This window comes from Azotobacter vinelandii CA, assembly GCF_000380335.1.
Classification (GTDB): domain Bacteria; phylum Pseudomonadota; class Gammaproteobacteria; order Pseudomonadales; family Pseudomonadaceae; genus Azotobacter; species Azotobacter vinelandii.
In genome coordinates, this window is record NC_021149.1 from 979,355 (window position 1) to 994,303 (window position 14,949).

General features: G+C 67.8%; 12 protein-coding genes. 8 read left to right on the forward strand and 4 right to left on the reverse strand.

What is annotated here, in order from left to right; translation table 11 throughout:
• Nucleotides 1-7 precede the first annotated feature (7 nt).
• From AVCA_RS04660 to AVCA_RS04680, 5 genes are all read left to right on the forward strand, one after another.
• The gene (locus tag AVCA_RS04660; RefSeq protein WP_012699688.1) at nt 8-646 is read left to right on the forward strand and encodes a malonate decarboxylase holo-ACP synthase; all 639 of its coding nucleotides are present in this window, start codon (nt 8-10) and stop codon (nt 644-646) included.
• On the forward strand, nt 643-1,578 hold the full coding sequence (mdcH, locus tag AVCA_RS04665) for a malonate decarboxylase subunit epsilon (RefSeq protein ID WP_012699689.1): 936 nt from the start codon (nt 643-645) through the stop codon (nt 1,576-1,578). The genes AVCA_RS04660 and mdcH overlap by 4 nt, the downstream gene beginning before the upstream one ends.
• Nucleotides 1,579-1,630: 52 nt before the next feature.
• Nucleotides 1,631-2,056 (forward strand): malonate transporter subunit MadL, encoded by a 426-nt coding sequence (gene madL / locus AVCA_RS04670; RefSeq protein ID WP_012699690.1) that lies wholly within the window; start codon nt 1,631-1,633, stop codon nt 2,054-2,056.
• Nucleotides 2,057-2,064: 8 nt separating this feature from the next.
• Nucleotides 2,065-2,829, forward strand: a complete 765-nt coding sequence (gene madM / locus AVCA_RS04675) for a malonate transporter subunit MadM (RefSeq protein WP_085930862.1) — start codon at nt 2,065-2,067, stop codon at nt 2,827-2,829.
• A 629-nt stretch (nt 2,830-3,458) separates the two neighbouring features.
• The gene (locus AVCA_RS04680; protein ID WP_012699693.1) at nt 3,459-4,862 is read left to right on the forward strand and encodes a sodium:proton antiporter; all 1,404 of its coding nucleotides are present in this window, start codon (nt 3,459-3,461) and stop codon (nt 4,860-4,862) included.
• A 52-nt stretch (nt 4,863-4,914) separates the two neighbouring features.
• On the opposite strand, the gene AVCA_RS04685 is transcribed toward AVCA_RS04680, so the two are convergent.
• The gene (locus AVCA_RS04685) at nt 4,915-5,832 is read right to left on the reverse strand and encodes a LysR family transcriptional regulator (protein ID WP_012699694.1); all 918 of its coding nucleotides are present in this window, start codon (nt 5,830-5,832) and stop codon (nt 4,915-4,917) included.
• Nucleotides 5,833-6,061: 229 nt separating this feature from the next.
• Here AVCA_RS04685 and AVCA_RS04690 point away from each other — a divergent pair, with 229 nt between their 5' ends.
• The 3 genes from AVCA_RS04690 to nhaA all read left to right on the forward strand — a co-directional run bounded on the left by AVCA_RS04690 (nt 6,062) and on the right by nhaA (nt 10,544).
• A complete protein-coding gene (locus tag AVCA_RS04690; RefSeq protein ID WP_012699695.1) occupies nt 6,062-6,529 on the forward strand; it encodes a ferritin-like domain-containing protein in 468 nt (155 codons plus the stop codon).
• 271 nt (nt 6,530-6,800) lie between these two features.
• A complete protein-coding gene (locus AVCA_RS04695; RefSeq protein WP_175555926.1) occupies nt 6,801-9,011 on the forward strand; it encodes an LTA synthase family protein in 2,211 nt (736 codons plus the stop codon).
• A gap of 171 nt (nt 9,012-9,182) precedes the next feature.
• Entirely contained in the window at nt 9,183-10,544 is a 1,362-nt protein-coding gene (gene nhaA / locus AVCA_RS04700; protein WP_175555929.1) for a Na+/H+ antiporter NhaA, read from the forward strand.
• Between the two features lie 128 nt (nt 10,545-10,672).
• On the opposite strand, the gene AVCA_RS04705 is transcribed toward nhaA, so the two are convergent.
• The 3 genes from AVCA_RS04705 to AVCA_RS04715 form a co-directional block, all read right to left on the reverse strand.
• A complete protein-coding gene (locus AVCA_RS04705; RefSeq protein ID WP_012699699.1) occupies nt 10,673-13,105 on the reverse strand; it encodes a TonB-dependent siderophore receptor in 2,433 nt (810 codons plus the stop codon).
• 118 nt (nt 13,106-13,223) lie between these two features.
• Nucleotides 13,224-14,273, reverse strand: a complete 1,050-nt coding sequence (locus tag AVCA_RS04710) for a FecR family protein (protein ID WP_072432548.1) — start codon at nt 14,271-14,273, stop codon at nt 13,224-13,226.
• The gene (locus AVCA_RS04715) at nt 14,270-14,854 is read right to left on the reverse strand and encodes an RNA polymerase sigma factor (RefSeq protein ID WP_012699703.1); all 585 of its coding nucleotides are present in this window, start codon (nt 14,852-14,854) and stop codon (nt 14,270-14,272) included. Before AVCA_RS04715 ends, AVCA_RS04710 begins: the two co-directional genes overlap by 4 nt.
• Between the last annotated feature and the right edge of the window lie 95 nt (nt 14,855-14,949).

Here is a 14,949-nt window from a genome sequence, read left to right on the forward strand (position 1 = left end):
GACGCCGATGCACGAAACTCGCCTGCTGCCGCAGCCCCACGACCTGCTCTGGGGGATGAGCACCGACCGGCTCGACGCCGCCGCACCGACCTGGGCGGCCGAGGTGCTCGCTGCCGGCCGGCCGGTGGTGGTGCGCCGTGCGCCGGCGCGGGACGGCTGGATCGCCGTCGGGGTGCGCGGGCACGGACGCGAGCAGCGCCACGCCGCCTGGATGCCGCGGGCGGCGATCCGCCGGCGCGTGCAACCGGAGCAACTGACCGGCGGTGGGGAACGGGAGGGCGTCTGCGCGCCGCTGCGTGCCCTGGCCCTGCTGCAGCCGCAACTGGATGCGCTGTGCCGCCAGCGTGGCCTGGCCTGGGGGGTGACCGGCGGCGCCGGTTACCAACTGGCAACCGGCGTGACGGTGCTCGGCGAGCACAGCGATCTCGACCTGCTGCTGCGCGTGCCGCGGCCGCTGGAGCGCCGGCAGGCCCTGGCTCTGCTCGAGCGGCTGGAGCAGTTGCCCTGTCGGGTCGACCTGCAACTGGAAACCCCGGCCGGCGCCGTCGCCCTGCGCGACTGGGCGAGCCCTGCGGCGCGGGTGCTGCTCAAGGCCGGCAGCGGCGCGCGGCTGGTTGGCGATCCCTGGCGGGAGGTGGCGGCATGAGCAGCCTGTTCGCCTTTCCCGGCCAGGGCGCCCAGCAGCCGGCCATGCTTCACCAACTGCCGGACGAGCCTCTGGTGCGGGCCTGCCTGGAGGAGGCCAGCGACGCGCTGGGCGAGGACGTGCGGGCGCTGGACAGCGCCGAGGCTCTGGCCTCGACCCGCGCCGTGCAGCTCTGCCTGCTGCTCGCCGGGGTCGCCGGCGCGCGGCTGCTGCTGGCGCGCGGCGCACGGCCGGATTATGTCGCCGGGTTGTCGGTCGGCGCCTATCCGGCGGCGGTGGTCGGCGGTGCGCTGGAGCTGGCCGATGCGGTGCGCCTGGTGGCCCTGCGCGGCGAACTGATGGAACGGGCCTGGCCGGGCGGTCATGGCATGACCGCCATCATGGGCCTCGGTCCGGCCGAGCTGGAGCCCTTGCTGGCGCGGGTCAACGGCCCGGACAGCCCGGTGTTCCTGGCCAACATCAACGCCGACAACCAGTTGGTGATCGCCGGCAGCGAGGCGGCGATGAGCGCGGTCGGCGAACTGGCCCGGCGCAGCGGCGCCGGTGCGGCGCGGCGGCTGGCGGTCAGCGTGCCCTCGCACTGCGCGCTGCTGGCCGAACCGGCGGCGCGACTGGCCGAGGCCTTCGCCGGGGTGCGGCTGCGCCGCCCGGCGCTGCGCTACCTGAGCGGCAGCTCGGCGCGCCTGCTGCTCGATCCCGAGGCGCTGCGCGACGATCTGGCTTTCAACATGTGCCGTGTGGTCGACTGGCGAGGCACCCTGCGCAGCGCCTACGAGCGCGGCGTGCGCCTGCACGTCGAGCTGCCGCCCGGCACGGTGCTCAGCGGCCTGGCGCGGCGGGCGATGCGCCAGGGCGCTGTGATCGCCTTCCAGGGCGCCCGCCTCGACACACTGGATGCGCTGCTGCGCGAGGAGGGTTGTCTCGACCGCTGACGCCACTGCCTGCACGACAAGAACAATATTTTTTTCAGACAGGACAATAACAATGATCATCTACGGTGTTGCTTTGCTCTCCATCTGCACCCTGGCCGGCCTGTTCATCGGCGACCTGCTCGGCGTGCTCCTCGGCGTTCCCTCCAATGTCGGCGGTGTCGGCATCGCCATGATTCTGCTGATCTTCGGCGGCAACTGGCTGGCCAGACGCGGCCTGCTCGCCGCCAAGACCGAGCAGGGCATCGAGTTCTGGAGCGCCATCTACATCCCCATCGTGGTCGCCATGGCGGCCCAGCAGAACGTGGTCGGCGCGTTGAGCAGCGGTCCGATGGCGATCCTCGCCGGCCTGCTGGCGGTCGGCCTGAGCTTCGCCATGGTGCCGGTGCTGGACAGGCTCGGCCGCCAGGACGCCGCCGTCGAAAAAAAGCCGCATGAGCCGGGCAGTGCCGCCCAGTCCGTCGCCAGCGTGCAGAGGTAAGCGCCATGATCACTGAAACCTTGACCAAGGTACTCACCGGCTACGGTCTGATCAGCGGCTTCGCGGTGATCGGCGCGACCATGTGGCTGTCCTACTGGATGTCCGCGAAATTCACCAGGGGACGCCTGCACGGCTCGGCCATCGCCATTCTCCTCGGCCTGCTGTTGTCCTATCTCGGCGGGCTCCATACCGGCGGCCAGAAGGGCCTGGCGGACATCCCGCTGCTGTCGGGCATCGGCATCCTCGGCGGCGCCATGCTGCGCGACTTCGCGATCATCGCCACCGCCTTCGGCGTCAACCCGAAGGAGCTCAAGCGGGCCGGCGTCAGCGGGGTGATCGCCCTGGCGTTCGGCGTCTTCGTCTCGTTCATCGCCGGGGTAAGCGTGGCGCTGGTCTTCGGTTACACCGATGCGGTCAGCCTGACCACCATCGGCGCCGGCGCGGTGACCTACATCGTCGGCCCGGTGACCGGCGCGGCGCTGGGCGCCAGTTCGGAAGTGATGGCCCTGTCGATCGCCGCCGGCCTGATCAAGGCCATGGCGGTGATGGTGGTCACGCCCTTCGTCGCGCCGCTGATCGGGCTGAACAATCCGCGCTCGGCGGTGATCTTCGGCGGCCTGATGGGCACCTCCAGCGGCGTGGCAGCCGGCCTGGCCGCCACCGATCCGAAGCTGGTGCCCTACGGCTGCCTGACCGCGGCCTTCTACACCGCGCTGGGCTGTCTGCTCGGCCCCTCGCTGCTGTACTTCATGATGCGTGGTCTGTTCGGCTGAGCGCCGGCCCTCCCGCCAGTTACCGTCGAAACTTCCGGCCGCCGCGAGGCGGCCATCTTTTCGAGTCCTCGCTCTTCGAACGAAAAGACTTCCGGGTCTGTAGTCGGCCCGCGAACGTCAGGAGAAAGGTGTCGTGAAATAAGTCCATGAATAACTCATGGATATTTAAACCTGTGCTGTTTCGACCATTTTTTTACAACGCATTATTGGTCGCGGGTGCTTTTCATACAAAGCCGGAGCCGAACTTCCGTTATCGATTCCAAGGCTGCCGAAGCGTGTGGCGGGGATTTCCGGGCAATGGCGGCCGTGGCCGATTCCGCCGGGCGTGTCGCGAAACGGCGGGTCCATTGCTGGCCGCTGGCCAGGAATCACGGCCCTTGCGCCGATCCGCTCTATACCGGGCGCTACCGCCTGGTCGCCCCCTCGTGGCCCGGTGCGCAGTCGCTCGCCTCGAGCCGAACGGAGAAAGAGGCAGATTCTCGTCGGAAAAGTTTCTTTCGATATTGATTTGGCGCAAATCCTGCTTTTACGGAAGGGCCCGTTTTTTCGATGGGCCGCTGTTTCGCGCCCATGCGTGACCCGCAAAAGGTTGGACAGCCGTAATTAACTTTCGCTGGGAGAATGAGTTGATGAAGTCGATTCTGCGTCGGCTGCCGTATTTGCTGGCCCTGTCGCCCGGACTCTCGTTCGCGGCGGAAGTCGATGGCGCCAGCCTGAGTCCCGCCTGGGGTATTCCCTTCGTGGGAATCCTGTTGTCGATCGCCCTGTTTCCATTGTTCGCAGCCCATGTCTGGCATCATCACTTCGGCAAGATCACCGCGCTCTGGACATTGCTGTTCCTGGTGCCGTTCGCCTTCGCCTTCGGCCCGCACGACACTTTCGCGGTGATTGTGCATGCGCTGTTCGCCGAATACCTGCCGTTCATCGTCCTGCTGTTCTCGCTCTACACCATTTCCGGCGGCATCCTGGTCTGGGGCAACCTGCACGGCTCGCCACGCCTGAACACCACGCTGCTGGCCATCGGTGTGGCCCTGGCCTCGCTGATGGGCACCACCGGGGCGGCGATGCTGATGATCCGTCCGTTGCTGCGCGCCAACGACAACCGCAAGCACCGCGTGCACGTGGTGGTGTTCTTCATCTTCCTGGTGGCCAATATCGGCGGCGGGCTGACGCCTTTGGGCGATCCGCCGCTGTTCCTCGGTTTCCTCAAGGGGGTCGGCTTCTTCTGGACGGTCGAGCACATGTTGCTGCCGGTGCTGCTGTCGAGTGCGGCGCTGCTGACCGTGTTCTATTTCATCGACCGTTATTTCTACGCCCGGGAAGACGAACTGCTGCCGCGCGATCCGTCGCCGGATTCGCCGCTCAGGCTCTATGGCTCGGTCAACTTCCTGCTGCTCGGCGGGGTGATCGGCGCCGTGCTGCTGTCGGGAATCTGGAAGCCGGGGGTGGCCTTCACGGTGATGGGCACGCCGATCGAATGGCAGAACCTGATGCGCGATCTGCTGATGCTCGGCCTGGCCCTGGTGTCCCTGAAGGTCACGTCGAAGCAGGTGCGCGCCGGTAACGATTTCGACTGGGGGCCGATCCAGGAGGTCGCCAAGCTGTTCGCCGGGATCTTCCTGACCATAGTGCCGGTGCTCGCCATCCTGCGCGCCGGCAGCGAAGGCCACCTGGCCGGTCTGGTGGCGGCGGTGACCCGGACCGACGGCACGCCGATCGACGGCATGTATTTCTGGATGTCCGGCCTGTTGTCGGGATTTCTCGACAACGCGCCGACCTACCTGGTGTTCTTCAACCTGGCCTCCGGCGATGCGCAGACGATGATGAACGAGCTGCCGCGGACCTTGGTGGCGGTGTCCATGGGCTCGGTGTTCATGGGCGCGCTGAGCTACATCGGCAACGCGCCGAACTTCATGGTCAAGGCCATCGCCGACCAGCGCGGCGTGCCGATGCCGAGCTTCTTCGGCTACATGGGCTGGTCGTGCGCCATCCTGCTGCCCTGGTTCGTGCTGCTGACGCTGTTCTTTTTCTGAACGTCCGCCTCGGCTAGCGCAAGGCCCCGCTCCGCGCGGGGCCTTCGCGTTTTCAGCCCGCGTGGCGCTTGGCGTACATCCGGCACTCGGCGAGCAGGGCCAGCAGGTTGGGGTCGCGCTCGCGGCTCTTGAGGAACACCACGCCGATCTGCTGCTGCAGGCGGTAGCGCGTCTCGAGCGGGATCAACCGTATGCGGTTCTCGTACACCGCGGCGATGCGCCCCGGCAGCAGGGCGTAACCGACCCCGGAGCTGACCATGCTGAGCAGGGTGAAGATGTCGTTGACCTGCATCGCCACCTTGGGCGCGAAGCCGGCCTGGCGGAACACGCGCAGGGCGTCCTGGTGGGTGGCGAAGCCCTGGGTCAGGGTGATGAAGGTGGCTTCGCGCAGTTCGGCCAGGTCGACCTCGGCCTGGCCGGCGAAAGGCGAGTCGACCGGTACGGCGAGGAAAATGTCGTCGCGAAACAGCGGCAGCGACTCGCAGTCCGGATCGCTCACGCTGTCGTTGAGCGAGACCAGGATGGCGTCCAGCTCGAGGTTCTTCAGCTTGTACAGCAGGTCGATGTTGGAGCCGAGGATCAGGTCGATGTTCAGCGTGCTGCGCCGCAGCTTGAGGCCCATGATCAATTGCGGCACGGTCTTCACCGTCAGCGAGTAGAGCGCGCCGAGCTTGAAGCGCTCGGCGGAGAAGCCGGCGGCCTCGCGGGTCAGGCGCACGGTGTCGAGCACGTCGGCGACCAGCTTCTGCGCGCGGTCCTCCAGCACATGGGCGCTCTCCAGCGGCGTCAGCTTGCGTCCTTCGCGCTTGAACAGCGGGCAGCGCAGAGCGTTCTCCAGCGAATGCAGGGCGCGGTGCACGCTGACCGTGCTGGTGTCCAGCTCGGCGGCGGCGCGCGACAGGTTGCCGCTGCGCATGAAGGCCAGGAAAATTTCCAGTTTCTTGAACGTCAGTTCTTCGTCGATCTGCATGGGTTGCCACCGCGGATGGGGGCCGCCTCCAGCGGCGGTTGCTCCGGTCTTCGCTGCGAGTCTAACGGGCGCTTCGTCCGACGGGCAGCATCCGCCGTGGCAAATCGCCGGTTGCCGAGCGTGCGGAACCTGCCGCATTATCCTCACGTTCCGTGAGGCCTCCCGGTCGCCCGAGAGGGCTGTGGCGGCTTCGGCTTTCATCCACCTTCAATCGATAAAGGAGAGGGGCGTGAACGAGATTCAGCGTTTCCTTGCCCATGCCATCCAGCTGGAGAAGGAGTCGTCCCGCCGCTATGCCGAGCTGGCCGAAGCCATGACCGCCCTCGGCAATGCCGAGGTGGCGGATTTCTTCCAGCAGATGTCCCACTATTCCCGCTTGCATCAGCGCGAGGCCATGGAGCGCGGCGGCTTCCACGATCTGCCGAAGCTGGCGGCCGACGAGTACGACTGGCCCGAGGGCTCCAGCCCGGAAGCCGCCTGGGGGCCGGTGGCCCCGGACATCGACGTCCTCGGCGCCATGGCGCTGGCCATGCACGGCGAGCAGCGCAGCCACGAGTACTACCAGAAGATCGCCGACGAAACCGCCGACCCGGAGGTGAAGGCGATGGCCACGGAGTTCGCCGACGAGGAGGCTGAGCACGTGGAGCAACTGGATGTCTGGCAGGCCAACCTGTCCAAGCTGAGCGCCGCCAGCTGATCCCCCAGGGCGGAGCCGCTCCGCGGCCCGCCGTCATTCCCGAAGGCCGGACGATGCGCGATGCGTCGTCCGGCCTTCGGCTTTCCGGACGTTCACAGTCTGTTCACATTCCTGTCACATCGGGATAATGACCCGCTGCGAAGCGCCATGTCGCTCGTCGCTCATTGGGAATGAGCGTACCCCTCTCCCTGCGCCTGGCCCCGTGCCAGGCGCAGGTTCCGCCGCAACAAGGGAAACAATCGATGACAAGCCCTCGACTGGCAGGATTTTCGTGAGCCTCATTCGCCGCTGCTTGCAGCACCCTCTGTCCTCCCTCGCCGCCCTGATCGGCTTGCTGCTCGCCGTTCCCCTGGGCCTGCGCCTGGCCCTGGGCTGGTCCGACCCGCTCGGCTATCTGTCGGACCTGGGCATTGCCGGCCTGCTGGTCGTGCTTCTACAGCGCCGTCCATGGTGGCTGGCGTTGCCGGTGCTGTCGGTGTGGTGCCTGATGACCCTGGCCTCGGTCGAGCTGGTCAGTGCGGTCGGCAGGCTGCCGAGCATGGCGGACGTCCATTACCTGCTCGACTTGCAGTTCCTGGAAAACTCCACTGGCGGCGGTTTCGCCCAGCCCTGGCTGGCCGCCGCCCTGGCGTCCGGCCTGGCGTTCTGGCTGATCGCCCGCTGGGCCGGCCGTTCGAAACCCGCCGCAGGCTTGCCCCGGCACGCCTGGACGGTTCCGGCGCTGCTCCTGCTGGTCCACGGCGGCGTGCAATACCGGTATCCCAGCGAGGAGGACCCGTGGCGGCTGTTCAACCTGCCGCACCAACTGCTGGTGGCGGGCATCGGGGAGGGACAGGCCCGTCTGGAGGAATGGCTGGAAGGCGACGGCGCCGACACTCCACCGCGGATGGCGGGCCTCACCCGGCTCGACCTGGATGGACGGAAACTGCTGCCGGAGCCCGGACGCGCACGCAATGTGCTGCTGGTCGTGCTCGAAGGCATTCCGGGCGCCTATGTGGGGGTGAACCGGCATGCCCTGCACAGTAGCTACCGGGAAAACCCGATGCCGCACCTGAGCGCATGGGCCGAGCGCGGCATGAACACGCCCGACTACGTGCTGCACACCCATCAGACCATTCGCGGCCTGTATTCGATGCTCTGCGGCGACTACGACAAGCTCGACAACGGCACGCCCAAGGGGGTCGAGATGCTGGCTCTGACCCGGCGTAACCAGGACTGCCTGCCGGCCCGCCTGCGCAAGAACGGGTTCGCCACGCACTACCTGCAGGGCGCAGGCCTCAGGTTCATGGCCAAGGACCGGATCATGCCGCACATCGGCTTCGACACCACCCTGGGCCGGGAGTGGTTCGCCAGGCCGCCGTACCTGGATTTCCCCTGGGGCCAGGACGACAAGGCGTTCTTCGAAGGCGCACTGGACTATGTCGGACAACTGCGGCGGCAGGAGCGGCCCTGGATGCTCACGCTGCTGACCGTCGGTACTCACCAGCCCTATTCGGCCCCCGAGGAATACCTGCAGCGCCATGACTCGCCCAAGCGGGCGGCGGTGGGCTATCTGGACGACGCGCTCGGGCAGTTCCTGACCGAACTGGAGCGGCGGGGCGTGCTGCGGGATACCCTGGTCATCGTCACTTCGGACGAATCCCATGGTATCGACGGCGTGCGCCTGGCCTCGTCCTGGGGCTTCGCCCTGGTGCTGGCGCCGGAGCGGGAGCGTTTGCCCAGGGTGAAGTCCGGGGTCTACGGGCACGTCGATCTGAGCGCCTCGGTACTCGACTACTTCGCTTTCCCGGTGCCCGCCAGCCTGAGCGGCCGTTCGCTGTTCCGCGACTACGAGACGGGCCGGGAGATTATGTCGTTCACCAACGGCAAGCTGCGCTATCACGATGGCCGGGGAACCCTGACCGAATGCGATTTCCAGCAGCGCTGCCGGTATTACGCGAGCGAAGGTTTCATCGCCGAGCGAGCGACCTTTCTCGGCCAGTATGGCGGCAAGCGTGCGCGACAGATAATGTCGAGGGCCGCCGCGCTGGACAGCGCCCTGCTGCGTACCGCGTCGAACCGACGCTATCAGTTCGGAAGTCCGGCGAGAATCCCGCTGCGGGCGCAAGTCGAGGACGACTGGGCCGACAACCTCATCGGCGCCCAGTATCTGGAGATGCCCAAGGGATCGCACACCCGCGTGCGCCTGACCGTCCGCGCCGTGGAGCCGCGACAGAACGCCTACATTCTGCTCAAGGCCAAGGAGTTCGAGCAGGACGTGCCCCTGGGCCTGCCGACGGAAATGCTGGTCACGCCCGAACAGCCGCTGGAGATGGATTTCGGTTTCGACAATCCGGAGTCGCGCAAGGCGTTCTCCTTTCACCTGCTCGGCTATGGGCCGGGCGCCATCGAGATAAGCGACTTCAGCGTGATCACCGAGTTGCCGGGACAGGCGGAATCGCTGGACGAAGTCGCGGACGACGACGATGCCCGGTCGAGCTGAGGCGTCCCCGGACGGATGGGCGGCGTCCCGCGGGAGAGGTTTGCGGCGGAATCGGGTTCACATTTCGGCTTCGTTTGTGTAGGGTCGCTGGCGGGTGTCGGGTCCGCGGGTGCGGCCGGACAGGTTTCTTGTGTCGGTCGGGCCGCCGCACAGCCGAATGCGAGCGACCTCATGAATCGAGACCATTCCCGAGGGGCGTTGCCGTCCGCGCAGCGCCTGGCCGACAGAGCTTTCGACGCCCTCGAGCGTTTCCTCCACATAGAAGCGGTCAGCGGCATCGTCCTGCTGATTTCCGCCGCCACGGCGCTGATCTGGGCCAACTCGCCGGCCGCAGCGAGCTATGCGCATCTGTGGCATACGCCGCTCACCTTCGGAATCGGCGAGCATGTCGTCTCGCATTCCCTGCACTTCTGGATCAACGACGCGTTGATGACGGTGTTTTTCCTGGTCGTCGGCATGGAGATCCGCAGGGAAATCCATGCCGGAGCCCTGGCGAGTCTCGGCCAGGCCGCCCTGCCCATGGTGGCGGCCCTGGGCGGCGTGGCGATGCCGGCGCTTGTGTACCTCTCCGTCAACGGCGGCGAAGGTCTTCGCCAGGGCTGGGCGGTACCGACGGCGACCGACATCGCCTTCGCCGTGGGGGTGCTGGCCTTGCTGGGCAAATCGATTCCCGGTTCCGTGCGGGTCTTTCTGCTGGCCCTGGCGATCATCGACGACATCGCTGCGGTACTGATCATCGCGCTGTTCTTTTCGGGCGGGCTCGATCCGGCGGGCTTCCTGATCGCGGGAGTCGGAATAGCGCTGGTACTGGGCTTCCAGCAGATCGGCATCGGCTCGGCCTATGCCTACGTCATCCCCGGCGCCCTGGTGTGGTTCGGTCTGCTGTGGAGCGGGGCGCATCCGACGCTGGCGGGCGTGATTCTCGGCTTGATGACGCCGGTCTTCCCGGCGCGCAGCGTCGAGAGCCCCATCGAAACGGCGACATGCGCCATCAAGGACTTCGTCGAGCGAGTGCAGCATGGCTCGGAGGATGCGCACCGCCTGATGCAGCCGGTGAAGCGGCTCCGCCACGCGCAGCGCGAACTGCTGCCGCCCGTCGTCCGTGTGCAGATGGCGCTGCATCCGTGGGTCGCCTATGCGGTCATGCCGCTGTTCGCGCTCGCCAACGCCGGCGTGAACCTCGATGGCGTCGATCCGGGAAATGGCGGCTCGTCGAGCGTGGTGCTCGGCGTTTCGCTGGCCCTGATCGTCGGCAAGCCGCTGGGCATCATGCTCAGCAGCTGGATACTGGTCCGCCTGGGCTGGTGCCGTCTCCCGGAAGGCATGAACTGGTCGTGGATGTGGCTGATCGGCTGTCTGGCCGGTATCGGCTTCACCATGTCGATCTTCATCGCCACGCTCGCCTTCGACGATGCCAGCCTGCTGAGCGCCGCGAAGCTGGGGGTGCTTCTCGCCTCGGGGCTGGCCGGAGCGATCGGCCTCGTTCTCGGACGTATCCTGGTCTTGCGCGCAAGGGCCGCCGACAGCCGCTGACGGACGAATCGAGCCGGGCCGGCCGATATCCGGCCCGGCTCGCGGCGCCTTGCTCGGCGTGCCGGTCGCGGCAAGAACCGCGGCTTCGGTAGCGGGCCCGATCCCGCCGGCGGGTCGCGGGCGGCCTCTCAGAATTCCAGCGTGGTGGAGAGCTGGAACTGCCGGGCCTCGCCGAGCGACACGTAGTACTGGTTGGCGCTGGACGAGTAGTAGGTCTTGTCGAACAGGTTCTTCACGTTGAACTGCAGGCCGAGCTTGTGTTCGCCGATCCGGGTGTCGTAAGTGGCGAACAGGTCGGTCACCGTGTAGGCGGGCAGGGTGAAGGAGTTGGCCGAGTCCCCCGAGCGCTTGCCCACGTAGCGGGTGCCGCCGCCCAGCCGCAACTGGTCGCCGCCGAACAGGCTGCCGGCGTCGTAGACCAGCGAGGCCGAGGCGGTGGTCTTGGCCACGTTCTGCAGGTGGTTGTCCTCCAGTTCGGGGTCGTCGGTCACCTCGGCGTGCAGCCAGGCATAGCTGCCGATCAGGCTCCAGCGCTCGCCGAGCTGGCCGCTGACGTCCAGCTCCAGGCCGTAGGAGCGGACCTTGCCGGCGGCGCGGCTGTAGCTGTCGCCGCTGGCGTCCAGTTGGCTGACCAGCACGTTGCGCTTGTGGATGTCGAACAGCGCCAGGTTGGCGGTGATCCTTCCCGGAATGTCCAGCTTGCCGCCGATCTCCCAGGAGCGCGCCTCTTCCGGCGCGACCGAGCCGTCGAGGATCTGATTGTTGCCCAGCGGCGCGATGGTCGAGTTGGGCTTGAAGGAGTAGGTGTAGCTGCCGTACAGCGAGACCTCGTCGCTCACCTTGTAGACCAGGCCGGCGCGCGGCGTCCATTCGTGGTCCTGGACGTCGGTGTTGGCCTGGAACGGCCGGCCGCGCCCGGCCCACTGATCGTAGCGCTGGTAGCGCGTGCCGAGCACCAGGATCCAGCGCTCGTTCAGGTGGATGGAGTCCTGGATGTAGGCGGAGTCGGTGCGCAGCTTGTCGGTCTGGTCGCTGCTGGCGGCATCGACGTTGTCGGACGCCCCGACCTGGCCGTAGACGGGGTTGCTGTAGCTGATCGTCGAGGTGGCGCCGCGGATCAGGTCGGCACGGAAGATCTTGCGCTTCTCGCTGTCGATGCCGGTCATCAGTTCGTGGCGCAGGCCGAACAGCTCGAAATCGCCGTTCAGGCCGAGCCGGGCGAAGCTGTTGGTGCTGACCGCGCCGTGGGTGCCGTCGACGCGGCGCGTCACGGTCTTGCTGCTGGTGTTGACCGCGGTCGCCCGCGCCTGGTTGTCGTCGTAGGTCTCGCGGGTCCAGCCGTAGGCGAAGTGGCCTTTCCAGTGCTCGTCGAAATCGTGGTCGATGCTGAAGCGGGTCAGGTCGGAGCGGCCGTCGGTGATGTTGAACTCCTCGTCCAGCCGGCGCCTGCGGGAGATGTCCAGCGGTCGCCCGGTGCCCGGATCGATGGCCGTGCCGCGATCGAACGGATAGCTGTATTCGCGGTGCTCATAGCTCAACAGCACGGTGGTGTCCGCGCCGTACCAGGCCAGCGAGGGCGCGATGACCGTCTCGCGGTTGGTGCCGAAGTTGCGCCAGTAATCCTCGTCCTCGTAGTCGACGATGAGCCGGTAGGCCAGCCCGGAGTCGCCCAGCGCACCGGTGCTGTCGAACTGGCCGCCGCTGCCGTTGCGCCCGTGCGCATAGGACGAGGTGCTGGCCGAGACGGCGTGGCGGGAAACCAGTTCCGGCTTCTTGCTCACCAGGTTGACCACGCCGCCCGGGTCCTGGATGCCGTACAGCAGGCTCGCCGGCCCCTTGAGCACTTCGACGTGGTCGACGCTGGCGGTGAAGTTGCGGCCGAGGATCGAGGGAATGCCGTCGCGCATGATCGAACCGTCGCGGTTGTCGCCGAAGCCGCGCTTGGTCACCGCGTCCTGGGTGCCGCCCAGGGTGTTGGCCTGGGTGATGCCGCTGATGTTGTTCAGTGCGTCGTCCAGGTTGCGCGGGCGCTGGTCCTTGACCACCTGGGCGGCGACCACGTTGATCGTCTGCGGAATCTCCAGCACCGGCGTGTCGCTGCGCATGATCGAGGCGACCGGCTCCGGCTGGTAGCTGTCCGGCGTGCCGCCGGTGCCGCTGATCAGGGTGCTCGGCAGGTTCATCAGCGCGCCGTCGCTGGCCAGGCGCTGCAGGGTCAGGGTGCGCTCGTCGAGCTGGCGATAGGTGTAGCCGGAGCCGGCGAGCAGCCGTTCGAGGGCGGCGGCGGCGCTCAGGTTGCCCTGCAGCGCCGCGCTCCGCACCTGGTATGGCGCCTCGTCGGTGTAGACCAGGCTGAGGCCGGTGATCCGGCTGAATTCGCCGAGCGCCCGTGGCAGCGGGCCGGCGGCGATGGCGAAGTCGTGGCGGCGGTCCTGCCAGGCGGCCTGCGCGGTTTCGGCCTGGGCCGGAGCCGGCGGCAGGCCGTTCAGGCCGACCCCCAGCAGGGCGGTCGCCAGGAGCCGTCGGGAAAGGCGGGACAGGGGAGGGAAGCGGTGGGTCATCGAGGTCTTCTCATGCGCATGGTCTGCATCGATGCGAATGAATCGCAATTCGACTACTACACGGAACCCGCGCCGGATTACCTCACCGGAAAATGAAAAAAAATCGAGGTTGCTCGATTCAGTGGATGACGATCACCCGCCCGAGCAGTTCGCGCTGCCGGAAGCCGAGTACCGCCTGCAGCGAGTCGAGGACCGCGTGCGGGTCGGCGCTGGGGAAGGAGCCGGTCACGCGGCGTGCCGCCAGATCGTCGTCGAGCAGCAGGATGCGGCCGGGATAGTAGTCGCCGAGGCGCTCCAGCACCTCGCTCAGCGGCGTCTGGTAGAAGGCCAGCCAACCCTGGCGCCAGGCCAGGACGGCGCCGCTGTCGACCGCCTCGGGAGCCGTCAGGCGGCCGTCGGCGAAGGCCACTCGCTGTCCGGCGTGCAGCACCGCCTGCGGCAGCTCGGCGGTTTCGTCGGCGCGTACCGCCACCCGACCCGTGGCGACGGTGACGCGGGTCTCCCGGCGCAGGCGGCGGACTTCGAACTCGGTGCCCAGCACCCGCGCCTCGCCGCCTTCGGCACCGACCACGAAGGGCTGGCCATTGTGCGCCACCTTGAAGACGGCGCCGCCGCGCAGCAGCTCGACCCGCCGTTCGCGTCCGTCGAAACGCAGCGCCAGGGCGCTGTCGCTGTCCAGCACCAGGTGCGAGCCGTCGGTCAGGGTCAGTTCGCGGATCTGGCCGGGCGCCGAGACGTAGTCGGCGCGCAGGTCGCCGAGCCAGCGCTGCGGCTGCCACCAGCCGCCGGTCCAGAGCACCAGCAGCAGGCAGGCGGCCATGGCCAGCGTCCAGGCCGGGCCACGAAAGGCCGGGCCACGCGAGGCCGGGCCGCGACGTCGGCTGGCGGGTGCGTCCATGCGCGCCAGATAGCCGGCGAGGGCGGCCGACTCTTCCTCGGCCAGCCGGGCGGCGGGCGCGGCGCTGCAGATCCATACCGCCTCCGCCCTGGCGTAGGCTTCCGGATGCCGGGGATCGGCGGCCAGCCAGCGCTCGAAGGCCCGTTCGTCGCAGCCCGGCCTGTCGCGGCCCGGCCTTTCGTGGCCCGGCGGGGTGTGCCGTCGCACGAGCCAGCGCCAGGCTTCCCGTTCCTGGACGGTGGATGCGGCGGAGGTGGGTGGTGAAGTCATCGACGGTCGTTCCCTGGCGTGGCGCCGCGGCTGTCGGGCGTTGCTTCGAGAGCCGCCTTGCAGGTATCTAGGGCACGCATCATATGTTTTTCCACGGCGCTTTGGGACAGTCCCATGGCCCTGGCGATCTCGCCGTAGGTGCGTCCGTGGATGCGGTTGAGCAGGAAGATGTGACGGGTGCGCTCCGGCAGGCCGCGCAGCGCGGCCTCGACCAGGCGCAGTTCGTCGCCGGCCTGCAGCGCCGTCTCGAGCGAGGCGGTCGCGCCGTCGTGCTCCGGCCCCAGGCTGTCCAGCGAGCGGTTGCGCTTGCCTTCGCCGCGCAGATGGTCGATGGCCAGGTTGCGTGCGCTGCGCAGCAGGTAGGTGCCGGGCTCGTCGAGTTGCCTCATGGGCCGTTTCCAGAAGCGCAGAAACAGGTCCTGGATGAGGTCCGCCGCCGTGGCGCGGCAGCCGACCCGCCGGCTGACCAGGGCCTCCATCCGCTCGCGCTGGGCCAGGAAGACCCGCAGGAAGTCCTGCTCCTCGCCCGGCGCCGGCGCGGCCGCCGGATCGAGGTCGGCAGGGGAATCGTGATCGGACATCGGCGGGAACGACGCGGCTCGGCAAGGGCGGGAGAAGATGATAATTCCTATCATCTTCCGAGGGTAGCCATGCGCCGCCGGACGGCCGGCGGCGC

Bases quoted from the DNA above. Each gene is read 5' to 3' on its own strand.
- AVCA_RS04660 (WP_012699688.1), top strand. From the start codon at position 8: ATGCACGAAACTCGCCTGCTGCCGCAGCCCCACGACCTGCTCTGGGGG.
- AVCA_RS04715 (WP_012699703.1), bottom strand. From the start codon at position 14,854: ATGTCCGATCACGATTCCCCTGCCGACCTCGATCCGGCGGCCGCGCCG.
- nhaA (WP_175555929.1), top strand. From the start codon at position 9,183: ATGAATCGAGACCATTCCCGAGGGGCGTTGCCGTCCGCGCAGCGCCTG.
- madL (WP_012699690.1), top strand. From the start codon at position 1,631: ATGATCATCTACGGTGTTGCTTTGCTCTCCATCTGCACCCTGGCCGGC.
- mdcH (WP_012699689.1), top strand. From the start codon at position 643: ATGAGCAGCCTGTTCGCCTTTCCCGGCCAGGGCGCCCAGCAGCCGGCC.
- AVCA_RS04710 (WP_072432548.1), bottom strand. From the start codon at position 14,273: ATGACTTCACCACCCACCTCCGCCGCATCCACCGTCCAGGAACGGGAA.
- AVCA_RS04685 (WP_012699694.1), bottom strand. From the start codon at position 5,832: ATGCAGATCGACGAAGAACTGACGTTCAAGAAACTGGAAATTTTCCTG.
- AVCA_RS04705 (WP_012699699.1), bottom strand. From the start codon at position 13,105: ATGACCCACCGCTTCCCTCCCCTGTCCCGCCTTTCCCGACGGCTCCTG.
- AVCA_RS04680 (WP_012699693.1), top strand. From the start codon at position 3,459: ATGAAGTCGATTCTGCGTCGGCTGCCGTATTTGCTGGCCCTGTCGCCC.